22 protein-coding genes are annotated in these 26,963 nt (G+C 40.9%); 3 read left to right on the plus strand and 19 right to left on the minus strand.

Features of this window, described 5'->3' with window-relative positions; all coding sequences use genetic code 11:
• The first annotated feature begins 181 nt into the window (after positions 1-181).
• On the plus strand, positions 182-1,540 hold the full coding sequence (locus tag ACFWMP_RS01065) for an outer membrane protein assembly factor BamB family protein (RefSeq protein WP_379421710.1): 1,359 nt from the start codon (positions 182-184) through the stop codon (positions 1,538-1,540).
• A gap of 43 nt (positions 1,541-1,583) precedes the next feature.
• On the opposite strand, the gene ACFWMP_RS01070 is transcribed toward ACFWMP_RS01065, so the two are convergent.
• Both ACFWMP_RS01070 and ACFWMP_RS01075 read right to left on the minus strand, forming a co-directional pair.
• The gene (locus ACFWMP_RS01070; RefSeq protein ID WP_042187878.1) at positions 1,584-2,087 is read right to left on the minus strand and encodes a ferritin; all 504 of its coding nucleotides are present in this window, start codon (positions 2,085-2,087) and stop codon (positions 1,584-1,586) included.
• Positions 2,088-2,183: 96 nt separating this feature from the next.
• Entirely contained in the window at positions 2,184-2,393 is a 210-nt protein-coding gene (locus tag ACFWMP_RS01075) for a hypothetical protein (protein ID WP_231573442.1), read from the minus strand.
• Positions 2,394-2,442: 49 nt separating this feature from the next.
• Between ACFWMP_RS01075 and nagZ the strand changes: the two genes are divergently transcribed.
• On the plus strand, positions 2,443-3,513 hold the full coding sequence (gene nagZ / locus ACFWMP_RS01080; protein WP_379421711.1) for a beta-N-acetylhexosaminidase: 1,071 nt from the start codon (positions 2,443-2,445) through the stop codon (positions 3,511-3,513).
• Positions 3,514-3,531: 18 nt separating this feature from the next.
• Here nagZ and ACFWMP_RS01085 read toward each other — a convergent pair whose 3' ends face one another.
• The 11 genes from ACFWMP_RS01085 to ACFWMP_RS01135 form a co-directional block, all read right to left on the minus strand.
• Positions 3,532-4,620 carry an efflux RND transporter periplasmic adaptor subunit gene (locus ACFWMP_RS01085; protein ID WP_379421712.1) on the minus strand — a complete coding sequence of 363 codons (1,089 nt, stop codon included), beginning with the start codon at positions 4,618-4,620 and terminating at the stop codon, positions 3,532-3,534.
• 30 nt (positions 4,621-4,650) lie between these two features.
• Positions 4,651-6,030 carry an ABC transporter permease gene (locus ACFWMP_RS01090; RefSeq protein WP_379421713.1) on the minus strand — a complete coding sequence of 460 codons (1,380 nt, stop codon included), beginning with the start codon at positions 6,028-6,030 and terminating at the stop codon, positions 4,651-4,653.
• Positions 6,020-6,739: an ABC transporter ATP-binding protein gene (locus tag ACFWMP_RS01095; protein WP_042187870.1), complete on the minus strand. Its 720-nt coding sequence runs from the start codon at positions 6,737-6,739 to the stop codon at positions 6,020-6,022. Before ACFWMP_RS01095 ends, ACFWMP_RS01090 begins: the two co-directional genes overlap by 11 nt.
• 39 nt (positions 6,740-6,778) lie before the next feature.
• Positions 6,779-9,364 carry a hypothetical protein gene (locus ACFWMP_RS01100; RefSeq protein ID WP_379421714.1) on the minus strand — a complete coding sequence of 862 codons (2,586 nt, stop codon included), beginning with the start codon at positions 9,362-9,364 and terminating at the stop codon, positions 6,779-6,781.
• Positions 9,365-9,500: 136 nt separating this feature from the next.
• Positions 9,501-10,835, minus strand: a complete 1,335-nt coding sequence (locus ACFWMP_RS01105) for a hypothetical protein (protein ID WP_379421715.1) — start codon at positions 10,833-10,835, stop codon at positions 9,501-9,503.
• Positions 10,832-11,920: a DUF58 domain-containing protein gene (locus ACFWMP_RS01110; protein ID WP_379421716.1), complete on the minus strand. Its 1,089-nt coding sequence runs from the start codon at positions 11,918-11,920 to the stop codon at positions 10,832-10,834. The genes ACFWMP_RS01105 and ACFWMP_RS01110 overlap by 4 nt, the downstream gene beginning before the upstream one ends.
• A 3-nt stretch (positions 11,921-11,923) precedes the next feature.
• Positions 11,924-12,901, minus strand: a complete 978-nt coding sequence (locus ACFWMP_RS01115; protein WP_379421717.1) for an AAA family ATPase — start codon at positions 12,899-12,901, stop codon at positions 11,924-11,926.
• Positions 12,902-13,040: 139 nt separating this feature from the next.
• Positions 13,041-14,129 (minus strand): GerAB/ArcD/ProY family transporter, encoded by a 1,089-nt coding sequence (locus ACFWMP_RS01120; RefSeq protein WP_339247842.1) that lies wholly within the window; start codon positions 14,127-14,129, stop codon positions 13,041-13,043.
• A gap of 20 nt (positions 14,130-14,149) precedes the next feature.
• A complete protein-coding gene (locus ACFWMP_RS01125; RefSeq protein WP_379421718.1) occupies positions 14,150-15,304 on the minus strand; it encodes a Ger(x)C family spore germination protein in 1,155 nt (384 codons plus the stop codon).
• Positions 15,301-16,743 carry a spore germination protein gene (locus ACFWMP_RS01130; RefSeq protein WP_379421719.1) on the minus strand — a complete coding sequence of 481 codons (1,443 nt, stop codon included), beginning with the start codon at positions 16,741-16,743 and terminating at the stop codon, positions 15,301-15,303. Before ACFWMP_RS01130 ends, ACFWMP_RS01125 begins: the two co-directional genes overlap by 4 nt.
• 157 nt (positions 16,744-16,900) lie before the next feature.
• The gene (locus ACFWMP_RS01135) at positions 16,901-17,761 is read right to left on the minus strand and encodes a DUF421 domain-containing protein (RefSeq protein WP_042187856.1); all 861 of its coding nucleotides are present in this window, start codon (positions 17,759-17,761) and stop codon (positions 16,901-16,903) included.
• Between the two features lie 207 nt (positions 17,762-17,968).
• Here ACFWMP_RS01135 and ACFWMP_RS01140 point away from each other — a divergent pair, with 207 nt between their 5' ends.
• Positions 17,969-18,175, plus strand: a complete 207-nt coding sequence (locus ACFWMP_RS01140; protein ID WP_036678243.1) for a DUF1657 domain-containing protein — start codon at positions 17,969-17,971, stop codon at positions 18,173-18,175.
• Positions 18,176-18,260: 85 nt separating this feature from the next.
• Here the strand turns inward: ACFWMP_RS01140 and ACFWMP_RS01145 are convergent, their stop codons facing one another.
• The 6 genes from ACFWMP_RS01145 to ACFWMP_RS01170 all read right to left on the minus strand — a co-directional run bounded on the left by ACFWMP_RS01145 (position 18,261) and on the right by ACFWMP_RS01170 (position 26,916).
• Complete coding sequence (locus ACFWMP_RS01145; protein ID WP_339803505.1) at positions 18,261-20,009, minus strand: sensor histidine kinase; 1,749 nt, start codon at positions 20,007-20,009, stop codon at positions 18,261-18,263.
• Positions 20,010-20,025: 16 nt separating this feature from the next.
• The gene (locus ACFWMP_RS01150; protein ID WP_042187852.1) at positions 20,026-21,612 is read right to left on the minus strand and encodes a response regulator transcription factor; all 1,587 of its coding nucleotides are present in this window, start codon (positions 21,610-21,612) and stop codon (positions 20,026-20,028) included.
• 168 nt (positions 21,613-21,780) lie between these two features.
• A complete protein-coding gene (locus ACFWMP_RS01155) occupies positions 21,781-23,466 on the minus strand; it encodes an extracellular solute-binding protein (RefSeq protein ID WP_052404491.1) in 1,686 nt (561 codons plus the stop codon).
• Between the two features lie 72 nt (positions 23,467-23,538).
• Positions 23,539-24,435: a carbohydrate ABC transporter permease gene (locus ACFWMP_RS01160; protein ID WP_042127373.1), complete on the minus strand. Its 897-nt coding sequence runs from the start codon at positions 24,433-24,435 to the stop codon at positions 23,539-23,541.
• A 29-nt stretch (positions 24,436-24,464) separates the two neighbouring features.
• Complete coding sequence (locus ACFWMP_RS01165) at positions 24,465-25,433, minus strand: ABC transporter permease (protein ID WP_042127372.1); 969 nt, start codon at positions 25,431-25,433, stop codon at positions 24,465-24,467.
• Between the two features lie 262 nt (positions 25,434-25,695).
• Entirely contained in the window at positions 25,696-26,916 is a 1,221-nt protein-coding gene (locus tag ACFWMP_RS01170; RefSeq protein WP_379421720.1) for an FAD-dependent oxidoreductase, read from the minus strand.
• Positions 26,917-26,963: the final 47 nt, after the last annotated feature.

The raw sequence follows: 26,963 nt of genomic DNA on the forward strand, positions 1-26,963 counted from the left end.
TGTTTTGCGGAGCGTAACATAGTTTGCCTTAGTTCAACTTTAAGTATTATATTTCTCGCTTAAACGCTTACCGTCCTTAAAAAAAGCCGTAGGCGTTTATGCTTGTTCTACAGAAGTAGTAACTTTTTGCCATTTATAATGTCTAATTATAGTAATAACTATTTTTGAGGAGCGTGAAACGATGATTCAGTCTTTGTACAAGACAATGATTAAAGTTTTAGCTGTTACATGCATTGCATCCCCAATAGCTTACAACGGATCGTTATCCGACATTTCCGCGGAACAAGCAGTTATAAGTACAAGCAATCCCTATTACAATGAAGTCAAAGCACCTATTCTTGTACCTGTATGGTCATCACCGCTTGCCATCTTAAAAGAAGATAGAATCACTGGGCAGAACGTTACAGCCCTTGCCGAGAATGGGAAAGTCTTTGCCTTGCAGCGGAATGAAAAACTAGTCGCATTGAATGCTACAACAGGTAAAAAAATGTGGGAATTCGGAAGTGCATTAGCCCCGTTGTTCACGTACAGTAATGGATTTATCTATGGTTTGACTAAGAGTGGCTCTCTGTATGCCGTTAATGAAGCAGGTAAAAAAGCGTGGTCAGCTTCATTATCACTACCTAAAGCCACCAGTATACAACGGTTAGGCTCCACCATCTATGTAACACAAGATAGTCAACTGGCCGCTGTCGATGCGGTCAGCGGGAACATCAAATGGAAGGCTGCGGAGGAGAGCAATAACTTTACAGGCTTATCGGAACTTATGGAAACGGATGGGGTTGTTATTCGAAGTTATCTCTCACAGGGAGCATTAACAACTGGCGCACTTGCTGCTTATGACAGCCTGACAGGAAAAAAACTATGGGACCATACCCGTCAATGGTGGCCACTAGCAGTAAAGGACGGCCTCCTCTACTCCATTACCAATACGTTAATGATGGATGATGACGCTGTGAATCGTAATGTTAAAATTTCTGTATTCAACGTTAAAACGGGTGAACTTAAAGGAGAACGTTTATATAAATGGACAGATACCGAGAATAAAGATGGAGCATTCACATTTGGTGGTGTAAATGGGACCGCATTCTTGGATGGAAATGACTTCTATATTTTTCAGGGCAAAAAGCTTGTGAAATATGATTTTTGGAATTACTCAGCGGAAGGTAAGCCAGTTCAAACCTGGACTTCTATGGCAAAAGAGAAAGATTATCCTCTAAACCAAGTCCATCAGCAAAGAATGTTATATTCCAATTATGATACAGGTACGTTATCCGCACTCAAACTTGGAAATGGTCAGGCGGTAGTCCTCAATAATGGTGAGAATCCTGTAGTTCAGACGGATCTTTTTGGAAATGTGGTTTATAGCGGACAATCAGATGGCCTATTTCACGCTTATGACATGTTGACGTTGAAGCCTATTTTTACCGTGAAGACAGGATCTCGTAACTTTGCCCCTTCTCTTAAAACTGGAGGCATGCTGATCATCCGAACGGATAATAAGCTGCTGGCTATTAAACTGCCTTCATCAATTAAATAAAAAAAGCCTGATTTCTCAGGCTTCTGATCTTAAGTAACTTTACTTACTCAGCAGGAGCTGTAAAAGTACGTGTAGCAAATTCAGCATCCAGCATGTAGAAGGCGTTGCTATCTTTATCAATTCGTTTCAGTTTACTAATGATGTTGCTAAAGAGCGCTTCCTCTTCTACTTGCTCGTCAATAAACCATTTCAAGAAATAGATCGTTGCATGTTCACGCTCATCCAGCGCCAAGTCAGCTAAATGATAGAAGCGTTTCGTGTTTTGTTGCTCATGCGCGAATGCATGTTCAAAAGCATCCAGCATCGAAGAGTATTCGTTCTTTGGCTCTGGTAGAGCTTCAAGTGTCGCCCGATTATCGCGATCATTAAGGAACTTATAGATTTTCATGGCATGGAATCGTTCTTCTTCTGCTTGAATTAAGAAAAAGTTTGCGAATCCATCGAGACTTTCACCGGAACAATAGGCTGCCATAGCTAGATAAACATGAGCGGAATAAAACTCGAAATTCATCTGTTCATTAAGTGCGTTTACTAATCCATCTTTCATTTGACCGTCACCTCATAATTCAATTTTAATATGTAAAGATTTAAGTTCATCTTATCACCGTGTATCTAAGTCAGCAAGGATTCATCCTTCTGACATCTAAATAAGCAACGAAGGGACGACTATTCTAATGACCAGATTTACACGCAACATCCTTAAACCTACATCCTCTGCTAGCTTTTTAATGGCTTCTGCTATGGTATCTATGCTTCTGTTAACTAGCTGTTCCAATAGCAGTAACAGTTCCCAAGCTGCCGCTACAAATCCGCCGACTGCAGAATCCACATCTTCACCTGTTACGAGTTCCACAGCAGCTCCCTCCTCAGAGAGTGATCCAATTGCTGTTCAGGTTTCAAGTATGAGCCTTGAAGAGAAAATTGGACAAATGCTCCTTGTTGGCATCGACGGAACCGTTCTGGATGATCAAGCAAAAAGGATGATTGCCGAAGACAAAGTCGGTGGAATCATCCTTTATAAGAACAATATTCAAGATCTGAAGAGTATGGTCAGCCTTGTTAATTCCATGAAAGAGAGCAACAGCGGCAACCCTGCCCCTTTATTTATGAGTATCGATCAGGAGGGCGGAAAAGTCAGCCGGATGCCTAAGGAGTATGCTTCCTTCCCTTCTAATGGAAAGGTCGGTACCCGTAAGGATGCCAACGCTACCGAAATGATGGGCAAGCTGCTCGCTAGAGAAGTATTGTCAGCAGGATTTAATATGAACTTCGCTCCCGTCCTTGATATCAATAGCAATCCAGATAATCCTGTAATTGGAGATCGTTCCTTCGGTAGCTCCGCTGAACTAGTCAGTACGCTAGGGATTGCCGAAATGAAAGGTATAGAGAGCGAAGGTGTTGTTCCTGTTGTCAAACATTTCCCTGGTCACGGAGATACTTCCGTCGACTCTCACCTTGAGCTGCCGATTGTGAATAAGAGCACTGAAGAACTGGCTAAATTAGAATGGCTCCCTTTTCAAGCTGCAATAAAAGAAGGAACCGATGCCGTAATGGTCGCTCATATTTTGTTCCCGAAACTTGATCCTGATAAACCCGCATCTTTATCAAGTAAAATCATTGGTGAGCTACTTCGCGGTGACATGAAATATCAAGGACTCGTAATCACAGACGACCTAACTATGGGTGCTATCATGAAGAATTACGACCTTACCAATGCAGCGGTAGATACTATAAATGCAGGCAGTGATATCTTACTTATCGCTCACGGTTATGATAATGAGAAACGGGTATTAGAATCGCTTCTGGACCATGTAAAAAAAGGTAAGATACAGGAATCACGGATTGATGAGAGCGTCTATCGGATTTTAGCATTGAAAGCTAAATATAATCTATCCGACGAGCCAATTCCGGTTCCTGACCTTACCGAGCTAAATAAAGATATTAAATCTTGGCGACTCACGATTGAGAAATAAGCTTAGGTCTATTTCAATCTATTGAAGCACAACAACATCTCCAACCTTTAACCCTGAGACGGCCTCTGTTTTGTCTGCCGTCTCCATGCCCACTTTGATATCTCTTCGTTCATATTCCCCATTGCCTTTATCCACCATCACGTAGGAGAGATCTCCTTCATGCATTACTGCGATGCTGGATACAACGATGGCATTTTCCTTGCGAACCGTCTCGATTTCTCCGCTCAAGCTTAGTCCACCAATTAAGCGCTCGTTAGGTTGCAGTGAGATTACCACTTCAAATTGTGGAACCGAAGTAGCAGTAGTATTTTGACCCGAAGCAGTCTTAGCAAATTTAGATACCTTAGTCACTTCTCCAGACAGCTTTAAATCTTTTAAAGCTGTCATTTTAACATCGACCTTCATTCCCGTCTTAATACGGAAGACATCTTGTTCACCTACAAGAGCTATGAATTCAAGCTTATTCATATCTACAATTTTGCCGATGTATTGATTATCTGTTACCGTTTGCGGAATTTCACTCGCACTGTCAAATAGAAAAACACCTGTTGCAGGAGCATGGTAGAGGGCTGTATTTAGCTTAGCCTTCTTTTCTTTTAATTCACGAGCCTGTATTTCAGCATTTACTTGGTTAAGCTCATCCCCTATTCTTGCTGATTCTTGGGCTGTAAGTGCTTTTATACGTTCGGCTTCTGTTGCACCAAGGGCTGCGTTCTCCTGGTCCTGCTGACTAACAAATTCATTTAATTCCGCTTCTAGCTGTGCCTTTCGAATGGTTGCCTCTTGTGTAGCAATTTCATTCTTTAAGGCTTCCTGATCGAGGGTAAACAGCAAATCCCCCTTCTTAACTTGCCCACCATTCTCAACCTTCCACTTGGTTACCTTTGAAGCATATGGTGCATATACAAGCGTTTCCTGCTCATAATGTGAATTCCCTTTGACCTGAACAGAGTTGGTGATGGTTTCCTGTGTCACTTCAAAAGTTATCGCCTGTGGTGGTTCAACAGGTTCTAGCTGTGCCTCAGGTTTATACATCTTGTTGTATACAAAATAACCCGCTGTAATAATAATCAATACCAATACAATCCACTTGATTCTCCTCTTCATCACTTCTGCTTCCTTTCAACTTAAAAATAGCTAATCCCGTTTTATCGCCGTGAGCGCATTCGTTCTGGACGCGCTTATCGCAGGATAAATTCCCGATAGTACGCCTGTCATTACCGCAAATGCGATCCCTATTGGAAGGGTCATCAGAGGAATAGTGATTACTAAGGGCTCACCCATCCCCATTCCTCCTGTGGAACCAATCAGCTTATTTATGCCAAACACAATCAAGTATGAAAAGCCTATACCGAGCAACCCACCAAGCATCCCGAGCAATGCCGCCTCTGTAATGAACATATTTCGGATTTGCCCCATATTGGCGCCTAGCACCTTCATAATACCGATCTGGCGACGACGCTGATGGGTGGACATGGTCATCGCAACGATGATCGAAATCGAAGCAATAATTAGAATAAATATACCAATACCAAGCGCTGCTTTCTTGAACATACTGAATGTAGAAGCCATCGCCTCTTTTTGATACAAATTCGTACTAGTATTTAGTGTAAGTTTCTGGATAAGCTTCTCCACTTGTACGATGTTGTCCGTACTGTCAACTTTTACAATGGCTGAGTTGTAGACATCCTTTTGCCCAGCAGTTCCATTCATTAGTTTCAGTTGTTCAACCAGACGCTCCCCAGTCTCTAGCGAAACATAAATCTTCTTGTCGTACATCGCCATATCAGGGTTCCCAGTACTATCCAATATCCCAACAATTTGAATGGGTGAGCTGATTAGAGACTGTCCAGTTTGAGAAGCAGGGTCATATGATTGTAATTGAACCTGTTGTTTGAACATATCCGACGGAAGCATGCTTAAACTGTTGTACTGTTCCATTATTTTATTATTATAAGGATCAGTACTCAGTTGTTCAAAAAGACGTTGCCGAGTCTCGACATCAATCAATCCTATAGTTGCTCCATAGTTTAGTACTGCCATACCAACCGAATCAGAAGGACCACCCTGCTTAAATTTATTGTCATATTTCGTTAGTAGTCGAAGATCCGTTCCGATTAACTGTACGTCCGTAATTTTATTATCGATAGTAGTCATTTGTATGTAGCCAAGCTCTTGAAAAGGTGCTGCTGCGGTAACATGCCGCAGGCCTTGAACAATTTTCAGCTTCTGGCCCGTTAGCCTGCCGGGGTCGAGCTTTGCATCAGAGGCAGAGGCTTCTTTTCCTTCTCCGCCCCCTTGTGAAGGGATGCCGCTGTTCGGTGTCACCGTAATTTCATCCATTTTGAAATTCCGGTTAATTTCCCGCTCCGTATAGCTTTGCGCGGAATCTCCTATACTTAAAGCAACAATAATAGCAGCACAGCCAATCGATATACCTGCCATACAAAGACCTGTGACAACTTTCCGTCGTTTGACTTGCTCCCAAGCCAAACGTGAAATATCACTAATCCTCAATGAGTTTACCCCCTTCGAGTTCTGTATCCGAAGAAGTTTGTTTCTCAGTAATCATATATCCGTCCTGAAGCGTGAAAATCCGTTGCATTTGTTCTGCTACTTTGAGCTCGTGTGTTACAACGATGAAGGTGGTCTTCATCTTCTTGTTCAGGTTAAGCAGGATATTGATAATTTCCTCTTCTGTCTTCGAGTCCAGATTTCCGGTCGGTTCATCTGCGAAAATAACGGACGGTTCTGTGATCAAGGAACGTGCAATACTGACCCGCTGCTGCTGTCCGCCAGACAACTGTGAAGGGAACAGGTCGGCTTTATCCGGAATGCCGACCCCTTCCAGCAAGGCCAGAGCTTTTTGCTTACGTATTGATGGTGAAACGGATTGGAACACAAGCGGCAACTCAACATTTTCACGGACAGTCAAGCTAGTAATCAGTTCATAAGCTTGAAAGATAAACCCGATATGCTTCCTACGAAATTCAGATAGCTTGTTTTCGCTCATCTTCACAATATCTTGGTCAGCAATGTAAATGTGGCCTTCCGTAGGCTTCATCAGACCTGCCATCAGGTTGAGCATGGTTGACTTACCGGAACCCGAGCTCCCCAGTAATGCAACCATCTCCCCCTTTTTCACAGAAAAATCTATTTGATGAAGGACTGCCGTCGTTTCATTACCATTCTTAAAAGAATGCGTTACATTTTCCACTCGCAACATTGGAGCTGCTCCTTCTCGTACATTAATAGATATGAATTCCTACTTCTCAGTTACTGTTCTATCAATCTTTATGCTATATGCCTGGCTGGCCAGCTCGATCCGTTCTCCTTGGAACTCATCATACAGTGTGATTCTGTAGGCGCCACCTGACAAGTTTTTATACATATTATTGGTAAATGTTGCAGTATAGGAGTTGTAATTCCCTTCAAGAAGTTCAGTACCGATGTTCAAGCTTCGTTCCTGTGATAGACCATATGGATCTGTCATTTTGAGCACCAGCTTATGAGTGAAGGTTCCCATGTCATAGGTACTGTCACGAAGTAAGTTGTAATTCATTACGATATCTATAGTGGTACTACCTTGCATCGATCGCCCTTCCGAACTCAGAACAGACATCGTGTACGGATATAGCGCAACCTTCGTCAAGTTATTCTCCGGTGGAGTAGAAACTGGATTTAGACTCAATGAAGCAATGTTAATGAATCCTGTTGGTTCCTGACCAGGCTCAGACAGCTTATTCCCAGTAATTCCTGGACCTAGATACATACTTACGTCTGATGGAATAACGGATTTAGGCAATTTTGCCCAGTACGTTATTAATTGCTTACCACCAGGTGTAGCTGAAGTATCTGGCTGATTCACTGTAGCTTCGAATAGCTGGCCATCTCCTGTTTTAAAGTAACCCTGAAGGCGAGCCATTTTGCTTTGTCTTTTTTCCTCACTGCTAAGCAGTAGCTCTGTGTATACGATATTAGAATTGAGACCTTCATAAATAATTGTTTTGTTCTCTTGGACACTAGCGTTCTTGCCTTTACCGGTGATTGCATAACTTCCCCCACGTTCAATAGTCGCTACAGCATTCATCGTACTGTTCGTGCTAAGCGACAGGAACGAGCTCTTCTCTTCTTTTACCGTTGTAAAGAGGTTCACTTTTAATTTATCGAACTCTTGTGTGTAAGGGATTTTGGAAAATACATAGATTTCCGCATTTTTTCCTGGTGCAATCGTCGAGGTTTCCTTGTCCATAAACAGTTCTGTAGAGGAAGACACATCATCATTGTCTACTTGCACAGATCCTTTTAATTCTGGAAGTGTTAATGCCACCGATTGCGAATTCTTAATATTTATTCTAGCAACAACGATGTCATCATCTTTCCAAGGAAAGCGCTGTAAAGACAGCAAGTTATAAGTGAAAGAACCATATTCATTGGATGCACTATACTCCACACCTTTTTGAATCTCAGGACGTAATGTATAGGAAATTGTGTAGTAAGCAACAGGTACTGTCAGCTTGGCTGTATTGCCCGTACTTACATTATTCCCTTCAGATCCTGTTCCCTCGCCTGTACTGCTCGTATCTGGATTAGCTGGAGCTGAAACAGCCTCTATCATTTGCAATTGCAGCGAACTCTGCTCAACCTCAAGCGGAATTTGTGCGGTAAGTGGAATGATTTTTTCTTCCAAAGGTTTTATGGTTAAGCCGCTCAATCCCTTCGCATTGATCGGAAAGGTTGTCCCTGTTGAAGATTTGACGGCAAGCTCATACGTTGGCAACGTAACGGCCGTCTTCCCAACATTTTTCACTCGAAGCTGGAAGGTCCAAATCCCTTTATTATTCTCAGCGTATACGTTTGCGTTGTTTAACTGAGTTTCTATCGGATTATTATTAATGGTGATTTTCTTGGTCACACCTTTACCTACCACCAAATTAGGTGTTGTAGCTGCCGGTAGCTTGTACGAGGATTTAGCGATCTCAAGCTTCAGTGCTTCATCTTTTTGCGTAAATTGCAGCTTCATATTATCCGTCTTCATATAAGGAGGAATCTCGGTAAGATAATAGATAGTCTTCTTCTCCTGCGGCTGAATCTTGTAACTGATCTGAGAACGATCAAGTGCTAATTCATACGAACTGCCACCTGCAGAAAGTAAATAAGCCGCATAACCAGGATCACTGAGTACCTTACTGCCCTTATTGGTCAGGCTTATACCCACCTTGGCATAAACTTTCCCATTATATTTATAGAGCTCTAAGGACTCACTTTGGGCGATGATAGGAATGTCATTCATTGTGGTGCTAACATTTTTTCCATTTACAGCAGTTGGGGAATAATTAGCTGGCACAGTAAAACTTCCTGCATGCTTTAAATAACCTTTGGTTTTGGAATCCCATACATACATGGGAATCTTAATCCCTTTTAACGAATTGGTCTTGCCTATGTTGACGTAATATGTAACCCGCAAGCTTTCTTTAGCACCAATCTTCTTCTTAGTCGCGTCAGCGCTCAGTGGGTTACCCGGAATAACAGAACCCCCTGGCGTCGTCACTCTCGAAAAATAATACATTAGGTTTGCGTTTTTACTGCTCCCATTTGAATAATTCAGGGTATAGGTTAAAATATTCCCACCAGGTTGTGACCAAATATTGACATCTTCTAATGTAGCTTTGATATTTGCTCCTAAAGAAACGGAACCCAGATTGCTGGGGGGTGTTACTGTCGCCGCAGCTACAGCTGGATTGGTACGAACAGCATTAGCGGATGCCGCTGAAGCGGTATGGCCAGTCAGTTGACTGATGACAAAGGTACTTAATAGTAAAACAACATATGTACTGCTATGCTTTCTCATTTACTTCCCTCCACGAGTATTTTGCTAGAATTATTATAGTGGTAAGTACAAAACCAATTGTATCCATGTTGTAACACTTTTGAAGTGTTTGTAACCTATTTGTTCCTATTTGCATGAATTTGAAGAATATTCTATTCTATAATTTCAATTCATCTTTCAATGCAGCCACATCATTAGCAGAAGGATTTTCTTCTCCATATCTAACTTTTTCATATAATTCAATCAATGAATTCGACGTATTAACCGTATGTTCTTCGCCCTTATGTTTAACCTTGTTAAGAGCAGTCCATTTAATAATATCGTCTTCTGTTTCCTTCGGCGTAAGATAACTCTTAACTTCATAACCATGATCGTGCTTCAAATGAAGCCAACGCCGATATAACCAGCGAACACGCTCCGTTTCACTATTCATCTGCTCCCAGCGGTCTTTTCGATGTCTTGGCGTTAGGCGAGTACTCCAGAAATCCTTTAGACCTTGAAGCGTTTGCTCCCATGTAAATACACTTTTTTCCTCATCAAGATAAGTTCTATTGTCCTTTGGCGTATGTTCCCTGCGCAGCATGGATAGCAAGGCATCCATGGCTCTCTTTAATTTCCCACCGGCATTTCTATACAACCACCGAAGTCCATAATAAGCTGCAACGCCCAATAACACAGCTCCAGCAACATATAAAGCAACATCTAATATAGCAGCTAGTAGACCAGGCTCTTCATCTCCAACAAAAGGTAGTTCAGGACTCGCTTGAGGCTGTTCTACTGGCGGGGGTAGCGGCTCACTTGACCCAGAGAATAAATTACTAATCCATCCAAAGAACGAGCGTACCATATTCCATAGCAGTGTCCCTATAGCTTTTCCGACTCCTGCCGCTAATACGGCCGCAACAATTCCTATTCCAATGACATAAATACGGTTATTCCTTTGTAATCCTTTTGGCAAAGCTTTGCCCTCTTGAGAAAGCGAACTATACTGTAAATAGCTACTATTAGAAATAAATAGTGTGAGCAATAGACACAAACTACCGCACCAGGTCAGTAGTGTAACACTTCCCTCCAAATCGGGAATTCTACCAAATGCAATGGTCGCAACAAAATAGATTACAATACCTATCCAATACTTCTTACTGGACTGATCTCGAGAGTCAGCAGTCATTCCGAGAAAAGCGCATATAAAACCTGCGACACCTAAAGGCAGACTCTCGATAGACAGACTTCCTGCTGACAAAGCCCCAACCACCATCCCAAGGATTAGAGCAGCCAGCAGTTGCTTCCATCTAACACTACACTGTTTTCGTAACAGAATACCTACTAATGATATTAGTGGTATGGCAGTCAGCCACATAGGTTCAACTTGCTTGGGCAGTACATAAACCTGAAACAGAATCCATACAGGTAAAACTAATAATAGTTCTAAGATAGAGTATATCCAGAGTTTGACCGTATTCCATACGTAACCAGATAACGGAAGTTTCATGCGCTCTCTCCTCCCTGTTCCGGAATATCCAGCCATTCTATACCATTGCCCAACACCAATAGGAGGTCAGCAGCCTCTTGTAATTCTGCTCCTCTATGACAGCTAATGATCAGAAAGTCTGTATCACTTATTCCGCTCTCGGCCTGCAGGGCTAGCAATCGACTCATAGGAAGCGTTCTGTCTAGCTCCAGCTTTGCTAACAGCTCTAGCAAGTCTTCCAGCTCAGCCATAGGTTTTGCTTCAACAGGATCTCTTTCGCCCCCGTTATCCAATCTGCCGTTACAGATAAATCCCGTCTCAATTCCATGGCGCATGGCGTATTCGGCGATAGTGGCTGCATACCTTATCCCTTGCTCGATACGTTCCACATCCGTTACCGCTCTCCACATGGAATCACTGTCCTCTATATTCAAGCAAATGACGAGTCTAGAATCCGCAGTGTAGTCTTTCTTATGTACCTGCATAGTCCCTGTGCGCGCTGTAGCCTTCCAGTTTATAAGTCCCATAGAATCTCCTGAGCTATACTCGCGAATACCTGCAGTCAGGAAAGGATCTTCTACGATCCATCTTTTCACTGGAAGTTCACCCAGCCAGCTATGTATCGGTAGCGGAAGATCGTCTAGATTCAGCAAATTAGGATAGACTAATAACTCTAATTGGAGAGGATACGTTTTATTTTTCCGGATCAATCCAAAGGGATCTCCAGTGGTCACGGTGACTGACTCCAAACGGTATATCCCACGCCGTTCGCAAGTTACTTGATGACGCCGTTTAATATGACGGTAAGATTTAAGAAAGAACAAGCTGATATGATTCTGGTAGATTTCACCCGTGCTAATACCGAGATTATCTTGACTTCCAAATTCCAAGCCTCTTGCAATACTAGATTCCAGTCGAAGCCATGGTAATGGCAGAAGTTTCGTGTTAACGATCTCCTCGATCATCTCAAGGTTATCCCCTTCATAAGCGACCTTCGTTGAAAAATACCGAGTATAACTAAGCGCTTTCAGACCATTCCGTTCATAGATAACGGCAAGAAGGAACAGGAGAGCTATTGTAATGAAAATGAACCAAGGCAAAGCCATAGCTCATTCCACCTTTCCGCCTCTTAAGGATGCAACGAGTTCTGTCGGCACCTCTACCTCACGAAGCACTTGTAACACAATTTCCGCGGCCTGTCCCTCTTTTGAACCCAATCCACGATGAAGAAGTAGACGATGGGCAAGCACCGGAATAGCTACGGCTTTAATATCATCTGGTGTAACGAAAGATCTGCCTTGGATTAGAGCATATCCTTGAGATGATCTGAGCAATGCTCCACTCGCACGTGGACTCGCCCCTAGTTTTACTGCCGCAGATTTGCGAGTAGCTTCCGTAATCCGAACGATATAGGCTAGCAAATCATCACTTATACTCACGGAAGCAGCCAAACGCTGCGCAGCTTGTATATCTTGAGCGGCAGCCACAGCAAAAGTCTCTTCAAGTGGATTATTCTCACGGAAACGCTGCAAAATATGAATCCCCTCGTCAAATGAAGGATACCCCGTAGTAATCCGCATTAGAAATCTATCTAATTGAGCTTCAGGCAACGGAAAAGTGCCTTGGTTATCAATCGGATTCTGAGTAGCAATAACGAGAAAAGGTGCTTCTAGGCCATGAGTCACACCATCGATCGTGATTTGCCGCTCCTCCATACATTCCAGCAGACTGGATTGAGTTCTTGGTGTTGCACGGTTAATTTCATCAGCCAACAAAATATTCGCAAATACTGGACCTGGTCTAAACTGAAATTCACCTGACTTTTGATTATAAAAATTAATGCCGCTTAAATCAGAAGGCAGCAAGTCTGGTGTAAATTGAATACGTTTAAATGTACAATCTAAAGACTTTGCAAGGACTTTGGCTAACAAGGTTTTACCTGTACCCGGAACATCCTCCAGTAGAACATGACCATTGGCAAGTAATGCGGTTAATAGCAGGTCTACTCCATCTTCTTTACCTACAATGACTTTAGCTAGATTGGTTCTAATAGATTTGATGAGTTCAGTAACTTCTTGAAGATTCATGTAAATACACCATCCAATCTGAGGAAATTATTGTAATAAGTCCTTTAATCATAACAGAAAGTGTACCCAATATATAATTCACAAGAAAAGGCCCTGCCTATTAAAAAGGCAGAACCTAAATTTCCCCTCCTGTTTTCATTTACTTCGCAGTTTTATACCGATATCGAAAGAAAGCCGTGATGGCATAATAGATCGGTATGCTTTCAACGATTAGCCAAATGACAACAATAGCATAACTATTATAGTGTTTATAATAACTGCCTATGTGTCGTGAATATAAAAAAGCTATCGTTATTGAAGCTATTGTTAAAAAGGGAATGTACATTTTTCTAGCTTTTGTATTAAACAAGCCGGATACACATCTAGAGGCTACATAGATAAGAAAAGAGCTGTGAATGAACATAGAAGACGACCATATTCCAATTAAGAGCGGATCCGAATTACCTAGCAGATTATCTTGTTTGGCGCTGCGCACCAATTCAAGGAAAGGATATTGCAGTTCCTGACCCAAATGTGGACCAAAACTCATCATCGTCAGTGACCAACCAATTAAGACAGTTACTAAGACAAATATCCCCGTAAGAACTAATCTTTTCAGCATCTTCGCTTCAAGCTTCAGATCGGGCACAACAAACAAGAGGACAATCCATTCCCCAAACCATGACATGACTACAATAGAGTCCTTCAGGGCAATCCCGGGATCATGATAATGAATGAAGGCTGGCAGCATATTGAAGTCCGCATTTGGGAGAAATAAATTAAATAAAATGATCATCGTGATGAAAAAAATAAGAAAAAGTCCATCCGCCATATACGCAATCGTTGTAAAGCCTAAACTTGCAGTATACATAATCACTAGCCCAATCACACATTGAATAAACAGAGGTGGAGTTCCCCTCAAATAATTAGAACCAAAGAATAGCACAAAGTTCTCAATATCAAAGGATGCATAATAAACACACCAGCATAAAAGCATAAGAAGCATGAACTTGTGTGGCCATTTACCTATGATATCTTTTCCAAAGCTAACCCACGCTTGATTTGGCCGCAGCATACCGACGTGAAAAGTAAACCACAATAATATTAACCCTAATAAAGATCCCACTATTAAACCAATCCAGCCTTGATAGGATGAAGTAGCAATTAGAGTCGGAATCAAAAAAATAGTGGTTTGGGAGCTGAAGAAAATAATAAAAAAACGGAACAGCTGCCATTTCGATGTTTGCATAACTTCTCCCTCTAAACGTCTTATTTTGCTGTTCCAAAATCCACAATGCTAAAATCTGTCTTCACTTTAATATCAGCCTCTTGAGCATAATAATTATCCCACCGCTCTCTAAGCTGCTTCCATTGCTTTGGATCGTTCCATTCCAGTAACAATCCGAGTTGCAGAACATCGGCACCTGCTTTTTGGGTATTACGAATAGCTTCGTTAAGATTATCAGAGACTTTCTCTTTAAGCTTCGCAATGATAATTTGGCCGAGTTCCTCTGCATCCCTATTCTTAGGATCCCTTAAATAAATTACACTAGCTTTCCCCTTTAAATTCACTGTGAACACAGGACCCTTATCCGTTTTATTTAACTTCTTTGATGATTTTGTGCTTACAAATACAACACTTGCGGCGCTTTTTCCCTCATCCCAATCGACGGAGTAAACTGCCAGCTTAAGACTGCCTGCCGCCCAAGCTAATGCCCTTCCCTCTTTAAGCTTAAGAACTCCTTTCATCTTATCTTTTTGAAACAGCATTGCCCCTTGGATTCCTGCCCAGAATTCCGGTTTTCCATCTTTAGATGTTTCTTCTTTTTTACCAAATGAAAGATTGTTTATAGCAAATCCAACACCGGATGCCTCTGCATACAGGCAATCCTTAATCGTAGTAGAAAACAAATATCTCTCTGATCCAAAGTTCCTTAGTACATCCGAGGGTATTTGCTCGTAAATAGGTGTTAAAGTATTCATCTCTTTTGCACTTCCCGGACTAGCCATAACAAAAGCACCCAGAGGAAGACTGGGTTCTCTTTCAATCCATAATAGTAGTTCGCTGATTCCTTGTTCAGCAAAGGTCTTCCCTAAGACAATTACTTTTAATTGAGCAAGACTAAGCTGACGTGTTAAGTCTTTTTGAATTAACAGCATGGCATCTGCAATCGTTTCTGCGGTCTTAGAGACGGTAGAATAAGTATTACCGTCTCCTCCACCGCCATTTGAAGGTTGTCCAGCTGCGTTAAGACGATTGGGCAAGGGTGAGTTAATCGTAATTTCAACAGTATTTGGTTCTTTGCCTTCATCGATAAACATTCCATATACAAATGTTAGTTCATCCAACTCAACCTTCGACGACCAACAACCTGTTATAATTAGGAGCAGGATTACAATAACTCCTATCTTCAGGATTCTCATTTCTCTTTCTGTCTCCTTTTATTCCTATCAGTATAGAGATTGCTGCGTTTCGTCATAAAGTTCGAGGGAAAACGAGTTAATGTATCCTTCCAGTCCCGTAACACAAGTGGGGCAACGGGTTGCAAATATGGAGCACCTAACGGTCTTAAATTAGCTAAATGACCGTAAATCAAAAAAGCTGTAATATATACCCCGAGCAGCCCCATTGTTCCACCCATAACGAGTAACGGGAAACGAAGTAGTCGGAAAGTCAGACCTAGCTCATAATGAGGAATGATGTAGGTGGCAATTCCAGTAATAGAAACAACAATAACCATTGGAGCAGATACAATTCCTGCTTGGACCGCAGCCTGACCAATAACGATACCCCCAATAATTGAAACCGTCTGTCCTACAGGTTTCGGAATTCTAGTCCCGGCTTCTCTAAGCGCTTCAAAGGTAAGCTCCATAATTAAAGCCTCGGTAAGCGCTGAGAAAGGAATGTTCTCTCTCGCAGAAGCAATTGTAATTAACAGGTTTGGTGGAATGATTTGAGGATGAAAGGTTGTAATCGCTACATAAAGTGATGGAAGAATCATGGATATGATTGAGAACAGAAATCTAACAACACGAATCCAGCTTGCTGCATAAAAGCTTTGGTAATAATCCTCAGAGGATTGCAGCATGGTGAAAAAAGATGTTGGAGCGAGCATTGCAGTAGGTGTGCCATCTTGTAAGATTCCGATTCGGCCTTCCATTAAAGAAGCAGCCACCGAATCAGGACGTTCTGTATATTGAAATAACGGAAATGGCGTGAGGTTACCATCCCTTAAATATTCTGATATATAACTAATCCCTAGTATCCCGTCGATATCTATTTCATTTAGTTTCTGTTTTATCTCTTCAAGAACTTCTTTTTTGTAAAGTCCTTCAATGTAGACCACATACACATCAGTTTTTGTATATTTACCAATCGAATAATGAATGGTTTTTAGATCCGGATGTTTAATTTTATGTCGAATCAAAGAGAGATTCGTTTCAATATCTTCAATGAAAGCCTCTTGGGGACCAATCACAACAAGTTCGTTTTGTGATTCGGTCACTGATCTTTTTTGATATTGGGTAATTTCAAAATAATAAACATAAGGAAGATCCTCTATATAAAGCACTACTTTTCCAGCAACGATCATATCTACGATCTTCTGTAAGTCAAATGCCTTGAGATATTGGATAGGAAAAACAATTCCTTGATCTAACCGTTCTAAAAAATTCGCCCATTCGAGCTTTGCTTCTGCTTCTGTTTTTAGCGGTAAAGCAATACTTTCATGAAGTGTCTTAGAATCGATGATGGAAGGGATATAGATCAAAAGACATGTGTGCCCATGAACAGAAATGGACTGATACACCGCATCACTGCATCCCTCTAGTTGATCTTTAATGGTTTCTAGAATTCCTGACATAGGCTGTATACCTCCTTGGTTGTGACTTGCGAATCTGGCTTAGTTTGCCAATTGTTTACGAGGTTTATACTTCGTACTCCATTCAGCTGTATACGAAAAAAAGAACCGATGGAAAAATCGGTTCTTTCTTGCTTTTGGGTATGAGCTTTGTAGAACATCAACTTTGGATTAAAGGCTTTAGTACTTTCAAAGATGCTTGCAATTGCTCTGAGCATTGTTCGTACATTTTTTTAGCTTTTTCATTTTCTGTCGACAGACTGAACATTTCCAGATCCGCTTCACATTTTTTTAGCAAAGCATATAATTGTGGTTTATCTTGTGGCTGTGGAACTTTAAAGTTGTCGGCATACAAATCGACTGTCAGCTCTCCATAAGAATCAACTTGAGCGAGAAATACATTCTCGACGGTTAGCCCCATTTTCTCTAGCGCTCCATCAAGCCAGCTGCGAGTCAGATTTAAGGTATCTAACGGTTTATCTAATACTTTCCCATCCATAATGACGGCTTGTGACTCTTTCTGTGGGGCAACCTTCACACCCAGGTCTTTTGCCGATAGAGGGAGATACTCCTTCTTAAGCAGAACATTAATCGCTCCATCAGACTCCATAATCGCAAATTCCACTTCAGATATATTGAATACATCCTTTTTACGTAGCTCTTCCAATAATTCATCTGTTGTTAAACGTTCCTTTTTCATATGATCTTCAAGTATTTTCCCGTCTTTTATAAGAACGGTGGACTTAAAGTCAATGAAGTCTCTTGCTTTTTTACTCTTCATCTGAAGCCATTCAATTCCTAAAGAACAAGCGACCCATACAATCAGTGCAATGAGTCCTAAATGCCAATACTTATCCGTATCCAAAGAAATATAGGCGGCTAAGCTGCCGACGGTTATCCCCGTAATATACTCGAAGAACGAAAGCTGCGATACTTGTCTCTTCCCCAGTAATTTAGTTAAAAAGAAAAGCACAACCACAGCAAAGAGTGTTCGTACTACAACCTCCAACCACTCCGGCATCACAATTTTCCTCCTTTTTAAATCAACACTTGTTTATTAACACTCATTATTTGTCAAAAAAGGTCCATTCAATCCTGAATTAGACTACTTATTTATGGAAATCGGTTAACGTGTAAAACTTCTATTTTTTTCCTGCATAACTAAAGTAACGGTTGAGGACAATAGGAAACGTCATGCTAGAAACTTAAAACAGAGGAGAGAAACCTAATGACAGTAGCCTCACAAGTTAAAACATGTTTATCTTCTTTAAAAGGTGCTCAAGCGAGCTTGGAGCAATTTGCACTTGAAACACAAAACGAAAGTGCAAAAACTTTATTTACAAATGCAGCTGAGCAAACGCAACAAATCGTTACACAGGTTGAAAATCGGGTAACCGAATTAGAGTCAGAAGAACCTCAATACAAAGGTTTCTAACGATCACTTGAACAATCAAAGGGGTCATTAAGCTAGCGATAACTAGCTTAATGACCCCTTCTCTACATCATCACTGCAATACCGCTTACTTTCTTTTTTTGGCAGGAATCAGGATCTGAACTGATGTTCCAATTCCCACACGACTAAAAATACTTACGCCATACTCAGGTCCATATTGCAGCTTAATCCGTTGATCCACATTACGGACGCCATAACCTGTATTTGTGTGTCCCTTCGAATCGAAAATTTGATCAATACGCTCTTGTCTGATGCCAATACCATCGTCAATAATACGGAAGAGAATATTATCGCCTTCCTTACGTCCTACAATCCGTAAATGAATGTGATCGCCGCACCAAGCATGCTTCAGGACGTTCTCGATAAAGGGTTGTAGAATCAGTTTAATGGTCTCATAAGGCCAGATCTCAGTATCAAAATCAAACAGAACCTCTAAGCGGTCACCGTATTTAATTTTCTGGATTTCTAAATAGGCGTTTGCTTGCTCAATTTCAGTTGGAACCGGGATCATCGTACGGCCCTCATTAAGCGTTAAGCGGTAAAACTTCGCTAATTCCATCACCATCTTCTGCAGCTTCTCATTTTGACCAAATTTGGCTAATTGAATAATAGACGACAAAGTATTGTACAGAAAATGTGGGTTGATTTGCGATTGTAGGATTTCAAGCTCCGCTTCCTTCTTCTGGAGCTGCGTCAGATATACCTCTTTAATCAACATATCAATATTCTCACCCATATCATTCAGTGCGGTTGCTATCTGAGAGAATTCATCCTTCCCTCGATATTTAATACGCTTGTGAAGATCACCTTCCCGATAGGCATTAAGCACATATACGAACTTATTAATACGAATCGAAAAATAACGGGATATAAATATACCTACAAAGCTAAAAACCACACAGCATATGAGACACATTAAAATAATAAACAAACGTACCTTCATTGCATCCTTTTCAAGGATTGTAATCGGAACAAGCGCGATTAATTGCCATGCTTGGTTAGCAACCATAATCGTTTCTTTAATCGTCAGGTAATCCTTATTTAGCTCGGCTTCATTAGTATAGTTCTCCGGTAGTTCACCCGATTGATACATCGTTCTTCCAAACTCATTCTTTATAATTAAATTACTTCCTTTTCCTATCTTCGTATAATTGACACTGTCAAATAGATCTGGAATCCTTACATTAATCCGCAGGAATCCTATCTCTTTAGGCTTAAGAGGCTCGTATGTATCAATTAGTCTACGGAGCAACGAGATGCGATTATTCTCTACATCACTCTCGATCTGCCACCATTTCATAGTTTCAGCGTATTTTTCAGTTGGAAAATCATAATACCAGGACTTACCTTCAATCCGTTTCATGTGGTAGAGATGATAAAAGCTACTATTATCCAAATAGCCCTCAAGTGAATTCGAATAGATCTCAGGGATCGATTCATTCTTTAAGAATAGCGACATCCCTATCTTCACACCAGTAGATTGAATAGCTACGTCAAGTTTTGGCAGCACCTTCTTAGACATCCGATCGTAATTTTCCCAGCCTTCCTCATAGCTCCGAAGATTCCGATAAAAATCAAAATCACTGTATAATTGCGTTGATATTCGAGTAACTTCGTCCATTTTATAATCAATATTGTCACGTATCTGCAATAACGTTCCTTTAATATTCGTATTGATATGTTCGCGTAATGAATCATTATACATGGAATGAGAGACGAACCCTATCAAGGATATAGGAATAATTATAAAAAACATATACGTCAGCATTAACTTATACCCAATCGGCACATACTTATGTCTTCTTCGTAATTTCATAGAACATCATCCCCCATCACTTGTCGCGCTTACGATACTCCATAGGTGTCATACCATAAGCCTCTTTGAACTGTCTGCTGAAATAAGGGAGATACCGATAGCCTACCTTGCTAGCGATTTCATAGATTTTGCAGGTCGGATCTTTTAAAAGCTTGCCTGCTTGATCCATTCGAAGCTGTGTAAGTACTTCACTGAACGTTTTCCCAGTTTCCTCTTTGAATAGATAGCCCAAATAGTTAGGGGAGAAAGAGAACTGCTGCGCAATATCTTTAAGCGTAAAGTTATCGCTCATTCTGTCCTGCATCGTTTGGATGATTTCTCTAATCAATTTATGGTTCACTGAATCTGATTTACTACGCAGGTACTCAGAGATCTCAAACGTTTTGAGTACGAGCCACGAGCGAATATCACTGATCGTATCGAATTGGTGTAAAACATCTAAACTATGTATCTCCATACCTAAAATTTCAAATAAATCCTCACTAACATCCTTTAACTGCTGATCCAGCTTCCAAATGATATACATTGCCAGATTATGAATAGTGAATTTGGATCTCAAACTACTTACAGAGCGGAATAACTTGTCGATCTCATCATAAATAAGAACTAGCTCATACTCTTTCACCGCTTTAAACAGCGTATCCATACGGGTATCTAACATACGAGCATCGATCATCCCTGGTTCACTGCTAACGGTCTCATACATTATAAGATTGCCTTTGCCAATAAACATTTTTCCGTCCACAGCTTCCATAGCTTGTCGATAGGAGATATGAATCTGTTCCATAGAAAATGTTGGTTTGCCTACACCTACAGTCATTGTGACTGGAAACTTCGCACGAATCGAGGCGTAAATATCCTCAGTGAACTTTTCCATTTCCTGCTCGTTAATCAATAATGCAATCCGATAGGACGATACCTTGTAGCAATGTGGCATTCCGTGCTTCTGACCTATTCTATTCACTTCATAAAGGAAGTCCTTAGCCATTTGATGTTTAGATAGATTATCCTGTCCTTGAAGCCAGTTGAAGTAGTCAAGCTCCAAGACAGCTACACGAACAGGCCAATTCAGCTTATCCAGACCGTATGACTTCACAAGCGACAACATTCCGGCCTGGCTACCCTCTTCCCCTTCCCATTCCCCTTCGAATAAGCGTATCAACAAATCATTTTTGGCCATTGGAATCATATGCTGATAGGCTTCTTCAACATCACGTCGTTTACGTTCATCGTCTAAATCCTGCCTTACTTTCTGAAGTGCAGCAATGAGTTCGCTATCATCCATTGGCTTAAGGACGTAGCTATACGCCTTTAGTGACAGTGCTTGCTTAACATAGCTAAAATCTTGGTAACCGCTTACAAATATCACGCGTATATCCTTTTTTTTCTCTATAGCAATTCGAGCCAGCTCAAGGCCCGACATATTCGGCATATTCACATCGCTTACGATAATATCAATAACATGCTGATCTAAAATATCGCACGCGGTAAACGCGTTATTTGCTGCCTCTACAACTTCCATACCAAGCTCATTCCAAGGAATAAATTGTCTCATACCTTCTAGATCCAGCATCTCATCGTCTACTAATAATACGTTGTACATCAACAAGTCCCCCTTTGAAATGCATAAATCTGTCCCTGTAAATTCTACCATTACTCTTTCCCAGTATACCATTCATAAATTTGTCTACCAGCCTATAAACAATGAGTCATCGGAATACAACGTAAAAACGAAGGCTTGCCTAGTAGCAAACCTTCGTATTACTAATTATTATTTTCCTAAAGCTTTCTTGTTTTCTGTCCATACTTTTGTAACATAATCAAGGAATTTCTCATAACCAACCTTCATGGAATCATCATGTGCTTTGTCAAGAATGGCTAATGCTTCTGCATCGGTCTTCGCATACATTGATTTCGCTCTAGCAGTTAGCCAGATATCTCTAACGCTTTGTCTGATAATACCTTCTTCACTGTCTGGAGCCGGATCCCAGTTTAGGAACTCCGTAAAGTCGCCTTGTGAAGCCCACGTTACTTCCATCTGCCAACGGTTACTAAAGTCGATCTTATCAGCTGGAAGGGTTTGCAACATCATTTTCTTCGTATTATCCAAGAAAACCGTGTTTCCTACCCAAACCAAGTCACCAGCCTTACCGCTGATTTCAGACAATGCTTCTGGCTCATTTAGATATTTATCTTTATTAAATTTAGGAGTAAGTCCATCTGCTTCAAAGCCATCCCAGTAAGCGTCTGGTCCTGGAGGGCCCCAGTTCAGAACCATAGAACCTTCTGCACCTGTCATCCAATCAAGCATTGCGAATACAGCTTCTGGATTTTTAGCGTTTTTAGTGATTGTAGCCACGTTCCAGCCTAACTGATTGTACGTTCCCGGAGTGATTTTACTTTGATCTAAGCCCGGTTTGTAGATTGGTTTAATAAACATATAACCATCTTCCGGATTTTTCTTCTTCATCTCTTCATCAGCAGTAGCGAGCAACTTCATCGGATCGAATGTCGCAATCACAGCGAACTTGCCGTTCATCGCTTTCTCTCTGATTTGGTCTTCTGTTTGGGTATTCGCATCCTGTGTCATAAGCTTCTCACGCATTAATTTAGCACCAAAGACAACGGACTCACGGAACCCTTCATCTTTGTAAATGGAAGCCATTTTGTCGCCATCAGGTACAGCATATATTCTAGTATACGAAAGGTTATTCTCTTTAAAAGAGGAGAACAACTGGTCAATACCGTTACCATCTTTCGCTAAGCCAGTCTCAAACGGAATAACATCTGGGAACTTCGCTTTAACAGCATTTAAGTAAGCATACAAATCATCCGTAGTCTCTAGCTTAGGAGAACCGAGTTCTTTGTAAATTTTCTTATTGATCGCATATCCGGCATTACCGTTTGGCTGTGTTGTATAATAATTCGGCAGCTGATAGATTTTACCATCAGGAGAACGAAGCAATTCCAAATGTCCAGCTGTTAAGTACTTTTTAAAGTTTGGATATTTATCAATGTATTCATCCAAAGGAACTAGCATATCTGCTTGACGAAGACGCTCTACGTCAGCACCTTTCTCAGTCCATACAATATCCGGTAGCTCATTACCAACGATCATCGTTTGCAGCTTCTGAGCATTATTACCACCAGAGCTAATTCCAGTGACATTGATTTTCAAATTATCTAAAATCCATTTAGAAGCAGCATCTTTGCCCCATTTCGGCATTTGATACCAGCCGTAGTTTCCGTAGAATGATACTTCAAGCGGTTCTTTCCCTAACTCATACAAATCAGCCGCTGGAGCTTCAGTTGCTGTGTTAACCGCTGTTCCTCCTTCTTTCACTGGTTCAGCAGTTGCAGCTGGAGCGCTTGAATTGTTGCCACCACAACCCGCCACCACAGTCGACAATAGCAAGGTAGACAACGTTCCGAGAAGCATCTTTCTCTTAGTCTTCAATGTATTTTCCCCTTTCAATTTGTAATCTATGTTCAAAGCAATATGCTCTAAACCCCATCTCATTCTATCATCCTACTCTTTCAATGATCCGACCAAGACACCTTTAACGAAAAATCTTTGTAGGAATGGGTATACACATACAATCGGAATGGTTGCAACCATGATCGTAGCCATCGTTAATGACTTCGACGTTATTTTCTTGGCTGAGTTAATATGAGCAATGGAACTTGCATCTACATTAGACAGCTGTTCTGAAGCAATATTAGAGAACAATATCTGTCTCAAGATGGTCTGAATCGGCATTAACTCCTCTTTCGTAATGTAAATACTCGCTACGAACCACTCATTCCAGTGATTGACTGCTGTGAACAATGATAATGTTGCGATGACAGGCCCTGACAAGGGAAGTACGATTCGGAGAAAAGTTCCCCAGTATCCGCAGCCATCAATTTTTGCTGACTCCTCTAAACCTTGCGGAAGACCTTGGAAGAAGGTCCGGAATATGATCATATTCCATACGCTGACAAGTGCAGGAATAATAAACACCCAAAATGAGTTGAAGAGGCCTAAACTTCTGATAAGCATGTATGACGGAATGAGTCCCCCACCGAAATACATTGTAATGATACACATAATCATGTAGTATTTGCGACCCATTAGTTCGCGCTTCGACATCCCATAAGCAAATATCGAAGTGGCCAATATCGCTGTTACTGTACCAATTACCGTCCGCAATGTTGCAATGACGAATCCACCCATTAAACGAGAATCTTCAAATACGATCTTATAATTCTCAAGCGTGAACTCACGGACCCAGAAAGTAATTCCGCCTTTGGAAGTATCCATCCCCTCATTAAAAGAAATCACAAGTGAATTCCAAAATGGATAAAACGCGGAGAATGCCAGTAAGGTCAAGAATACATATATGAATCCAATAAACAATCGGTCTCCTATGTTAGTACGTTTCATAATTCAGTCCCCCTATATTGAGTAATTCATTACCACAAGCTGTTTCCCGCTCTTCTGGCAATGAAATTTGCAAAGGTAAGTAATGTCACACTGATAACGGCCTTGAACAATCCGATAGCAGTCGCATAGGAGTACCTGAAGTTATCTATACCGACACGTACAACATATACATCAACTGAATCTGATACCTCTCGTAGAGCCGGATTGGAAGCAAGGATCAAAATATCTTCAAATCCTGCATTCACCAGATTACCGATCGCCAAAATCATAAAGATGATCACAACTGGCATAATGGAAGGCAACGTAATCAAATATATCTGTTTAAAGCGACTCGCACCATCCATCGAAGCAGCTTCGTATAAGTGCGGATCAATACCAGCAATGGCAGCTAAGTAAACGATTGAGGCAAATCCAATTTCCTTCCACACATTGGTTGTAACTAAAATGCCCCAGAAATATTCGGTCATAGACAGGAAGTTAATCGGTTCATCGATAAATCTCAATTTCTCAAGCAGCATATTTATACTGCCATTATCTACGGATAGCATCGAGGTAACCATCGAGCCGATAACCACCCAAGATAAGAAGTGAGGCAAGTATGTAACGGTCTGAATAACCCGTTTAAAGAACATCTTACGAACTTCGTTCAGCATTAACGCCAAAATAATCGGTGCAGGAAATCCAAAACAGAACTTCAGTAAGCTGATTATGATTGTATTTTTCATAACCACTTCAAATTCAGGAGCATTAAAGAAGTAAATAAAGTGCTTTAATCCAACCCAATCACTGCTAATAAAACTATTACCTAACTTGTAATCTTGAAAAGCGATTAGAATACCGTACATGGGGATATAGGCAAAAATAAAAACTAAAACAAGTGCTGGCAATACCATAAGCTGCAGATCTATTTGCTTAAAAAAGCGTCTTATCCCGCTGGTCCGATGCTTGCCGAGATTCGGTCTTGATGTCTTGTCTGGTGCGACGCTTGCGTTCGCCATATGTAAGTCCTCCTAAACCTAGATTCTTATAAATAAAGCATCTTTCATGGCTTTCTCTCTTTTTGCAGCCTTGGTTCTCCTCTACTCTCCCTCCGTTGATTTGCTATCTTATGAATTAATCTTAATATCTAAGCGCTTTCAAAGGTATATGACAAAACAACTATTATTGATACTTTGACACTTTCTTGAAATAGCTCGTCCAATTAATAAAAGCATAATTAAAAAAAGCCCTATTCAGAGATATCTGCATAGGGCTTTTCCATCAATTCGTTAGAGCATTCAATATGTTATCACTTATCTTATCTGTAATTACCCTTTGGATCTTTCCATCATTTAGATAAACTATGGAAGGTACTGAATCTATTCCCAGCTTGGCAGCAAGTCCGGGTGACTTATATACATCTACCTTTGTGACCCTGATCTCAGTATGGGATTGTTCAAACGCCTCAATGAGTGGTAATAGCTCCCGACAAGAAGGATCAGTTGCATTCCATAAATAAACAACGGATGGTTTTCCTTGATTTAGAATTTGATGCTCATAGGTCTCACATTCAGAGATATACTTCTCTGCACCATACCCTGCAATGGCACCATCGCCAACAGCTGTAGCCACTTGCTTAAGGAACTTATCACATACATCGCCTGCTGCGAACACACCAGGTATATTTGTTTCCATTTTTTCATTGACTAGGACATATCCATTTCGATTCAACTCAACTACACCTGATAAAATTTCTGTGTTCGGGGTATATCCAATAAATAAGAAACATGAATCAACCTTTATGTTTTGCAGTTCATTAGATTTTAAATTTTTCAGGACGACAGAATTTAAGCGTTCTTCACCTTCGAAAGAACTTACCACCGTATTCCACATGAATTCCATCTTAGGGTTTTCCAGTGCTTGCGTTTTAGCAATTTCATTACAATCCATTTTCCCATGATCATGCATAACAGAAACGATTACTTTATCTGCAAACTTGGTCAGAAACATTCCTTCTTCAATAGCTGCATCACCACTGCCAACAACCATAACCGTCTTTCCCGTATTTGCTGCAGCGTCACAGGTTGCACAGAAGGAAATTCCTTTATCATATAAGAACATATCTTCATTTGCTGCCCCGGTAATTCTTGGTTTTCCCCCACTGGCTATAATAATGACCTTGCACTTATAACGAACCCGAAAGGTCTCCACTACCTTAATATCTTCCGCTACCGAAACAGATTTTACATCTGTCATTTTAAAATCCACACCAAATTTCTTAGCTTGTTTATGAAATAGTCCCATAAGGTCTGTACCGGTCGATCCTTCAGGAAAACCAGGATAATTTTCTATTTCATTAGTATAAGTGGCAAGACCACCTACCAGTGATTTTTCCAAGAGGAGAGTCTTTAATTTTGCACGTCCACAATAGATTCCCGCTGTTAAACCAGCAGCCCCGCCACCGATAATGACGACATCATACTGTTCTGTCTTCTTTTCCATTCCTTTTGTCCCTCCTGTGAGTCTGTGCCTTAATAAAATAGGCTGAC

The organism is Paenibacillus sp. NPDC058367 (assembly GCF_042723305.1).
In the GTDB taxonomy this organism is placed as follows: Bacteria; Bacillota; Bacilli; order Paenibacillales; family Paenibacillaceae; genus Paenibacillus_AQ.

Bases quoted from the DNA above. Each gene is read 5' to 3' on its own strand.
- ACFWMP_RS01065 (WP_379421710.1), top strand. From the start codon at position 182: ATGATTCAGTCTTTGTACAAGACAATGATTAAAGTTTTAGCTGTTACA.
- ACFWMP_RS01070 (WP_042187878.1), bottom strand. From the start codon at position 2,087: ATGAAAGATGGATTAGTAAACGCACTTAATGAACAGATGAATTTCGAG.
- nagZ (WP_379421711.1), top strand. From the start codon at position 2,443: ATGAGCCTTGAAGAGAAAATTGGACAAATGCTCCTTGTTGGCATCGAC.
- ACFWMP_RS01085 (WP_379421712.1), bottom strand. From the start codon at position 4,620: ATGAAGAGGAGAATCAAGTGGATTGTATTGGTATTGATTATTATTACA.
- ACFWMP_RS01095 (WP_042187870.1), bottom strand. From the start codon at position 6,739: ATGTTGCGAGTGGAAAATGTAACGCATTCTTTTAAGAATGGTAATGAA.
- ACFWMP_RS01100 (WP_379421714.1), bottom strand. From the start codon at position 9,364: ATGAGAAAGCATAGCAGTACATATGTTGTTTTACTATTAAGTACCTTT.
- ACFWMP_RS01105 (WP_379421715.1), bottom strand. From the start codon at position 10,835: ATGAAACTTCCGTTATCTGGTTACGTATGGAATACGGTCAAACTCTGG.
- ACFWMP_RS01110 (WP_379421716.1), bottom strand. From the start codon at position 11,920: ATGGCTTTGCCTTGGTTCATTTTCATTACAATAGCTCTCCTGTTCCTT.
- ACFWMP_RS01115 (WP_379421717.1), bottom strand. From the start codon at position 12,901: ATGAATCTTCAAGAAGTTACTGAACTCATCAAATCTATTAGAACCAAT.
- ACFWMP_RS01120 (WP_339247842.1), bottom strand. From the start codon at position 14,129: ATGCAAACATCGAAATGGCAGCTGTTCCGTTTTTTTATTATTTTCTTC.
- ACFWMP_RS01125 (WP_379421718.1), bottom strand. From the start codon at position 15,304: ATGAGAATCCTGAAGATAGGAGTTATTGTAATCCTGCTCCTAATTATA.
- ACFWMP_RS01130 (WP_379421719.1), bottom strand. From the start codon at position 16,743: ATGTCAGGAATTCTAGAAACCATTAAAGATCAACTAGAGGGATGCAGT.
- ACFWMP_RS01135 (WP_042187856.1), bottom strand. From the start codon at position 17,761: ATGCCGGAGTGGTTGGAGGTTGTAGTACGAACACTCTTTGCTGTGGTT.
- ACFWMP_RS01140 (WP_036678243.1), top strand. From the start codon at position 17,969: ATGACAGTAGCCTCACAAGTTAAAACATGTTTATCTTCTTTAAAAGGT.
- ACFWMP_RS01145 (WP_339803505.1), bottom strand. From the start codon at position 20,009: ATGAAATTACGAAGAAGACATAAGTATGTGCCGATTGGGTATAAGTTA.
- ACFWMP_RS01150 (WP_042187852.1), bottom strand. From the start codon at position 21,612: ATGTACAACGTATTATTAGTAGACGATGAGATGCTGGATCTAGAAGGT.
- ACFWMP_RS01160 (WP_042127373.1), bottom strand. From the start codon at position 24,435: ATGAAACGTACTAACATAGGAGACCGATTGTTTATTGGATTCATATAT.
- ACFWMP_RS01165 (WP_042127372.1), bottom strand. From the start codon at position 25,433: ATGGCGAACGCAAGCGTCGCACCAGACAAGACATCAAGACCGAATCTC.
- ACFWMP_RS01170 (WP_379421720.1), bottom strand. From the start codon at position 26,916: ATGGAAAAGAAGACAGAACAGTATGATGTCGTCATTATCGGTGGCGGG.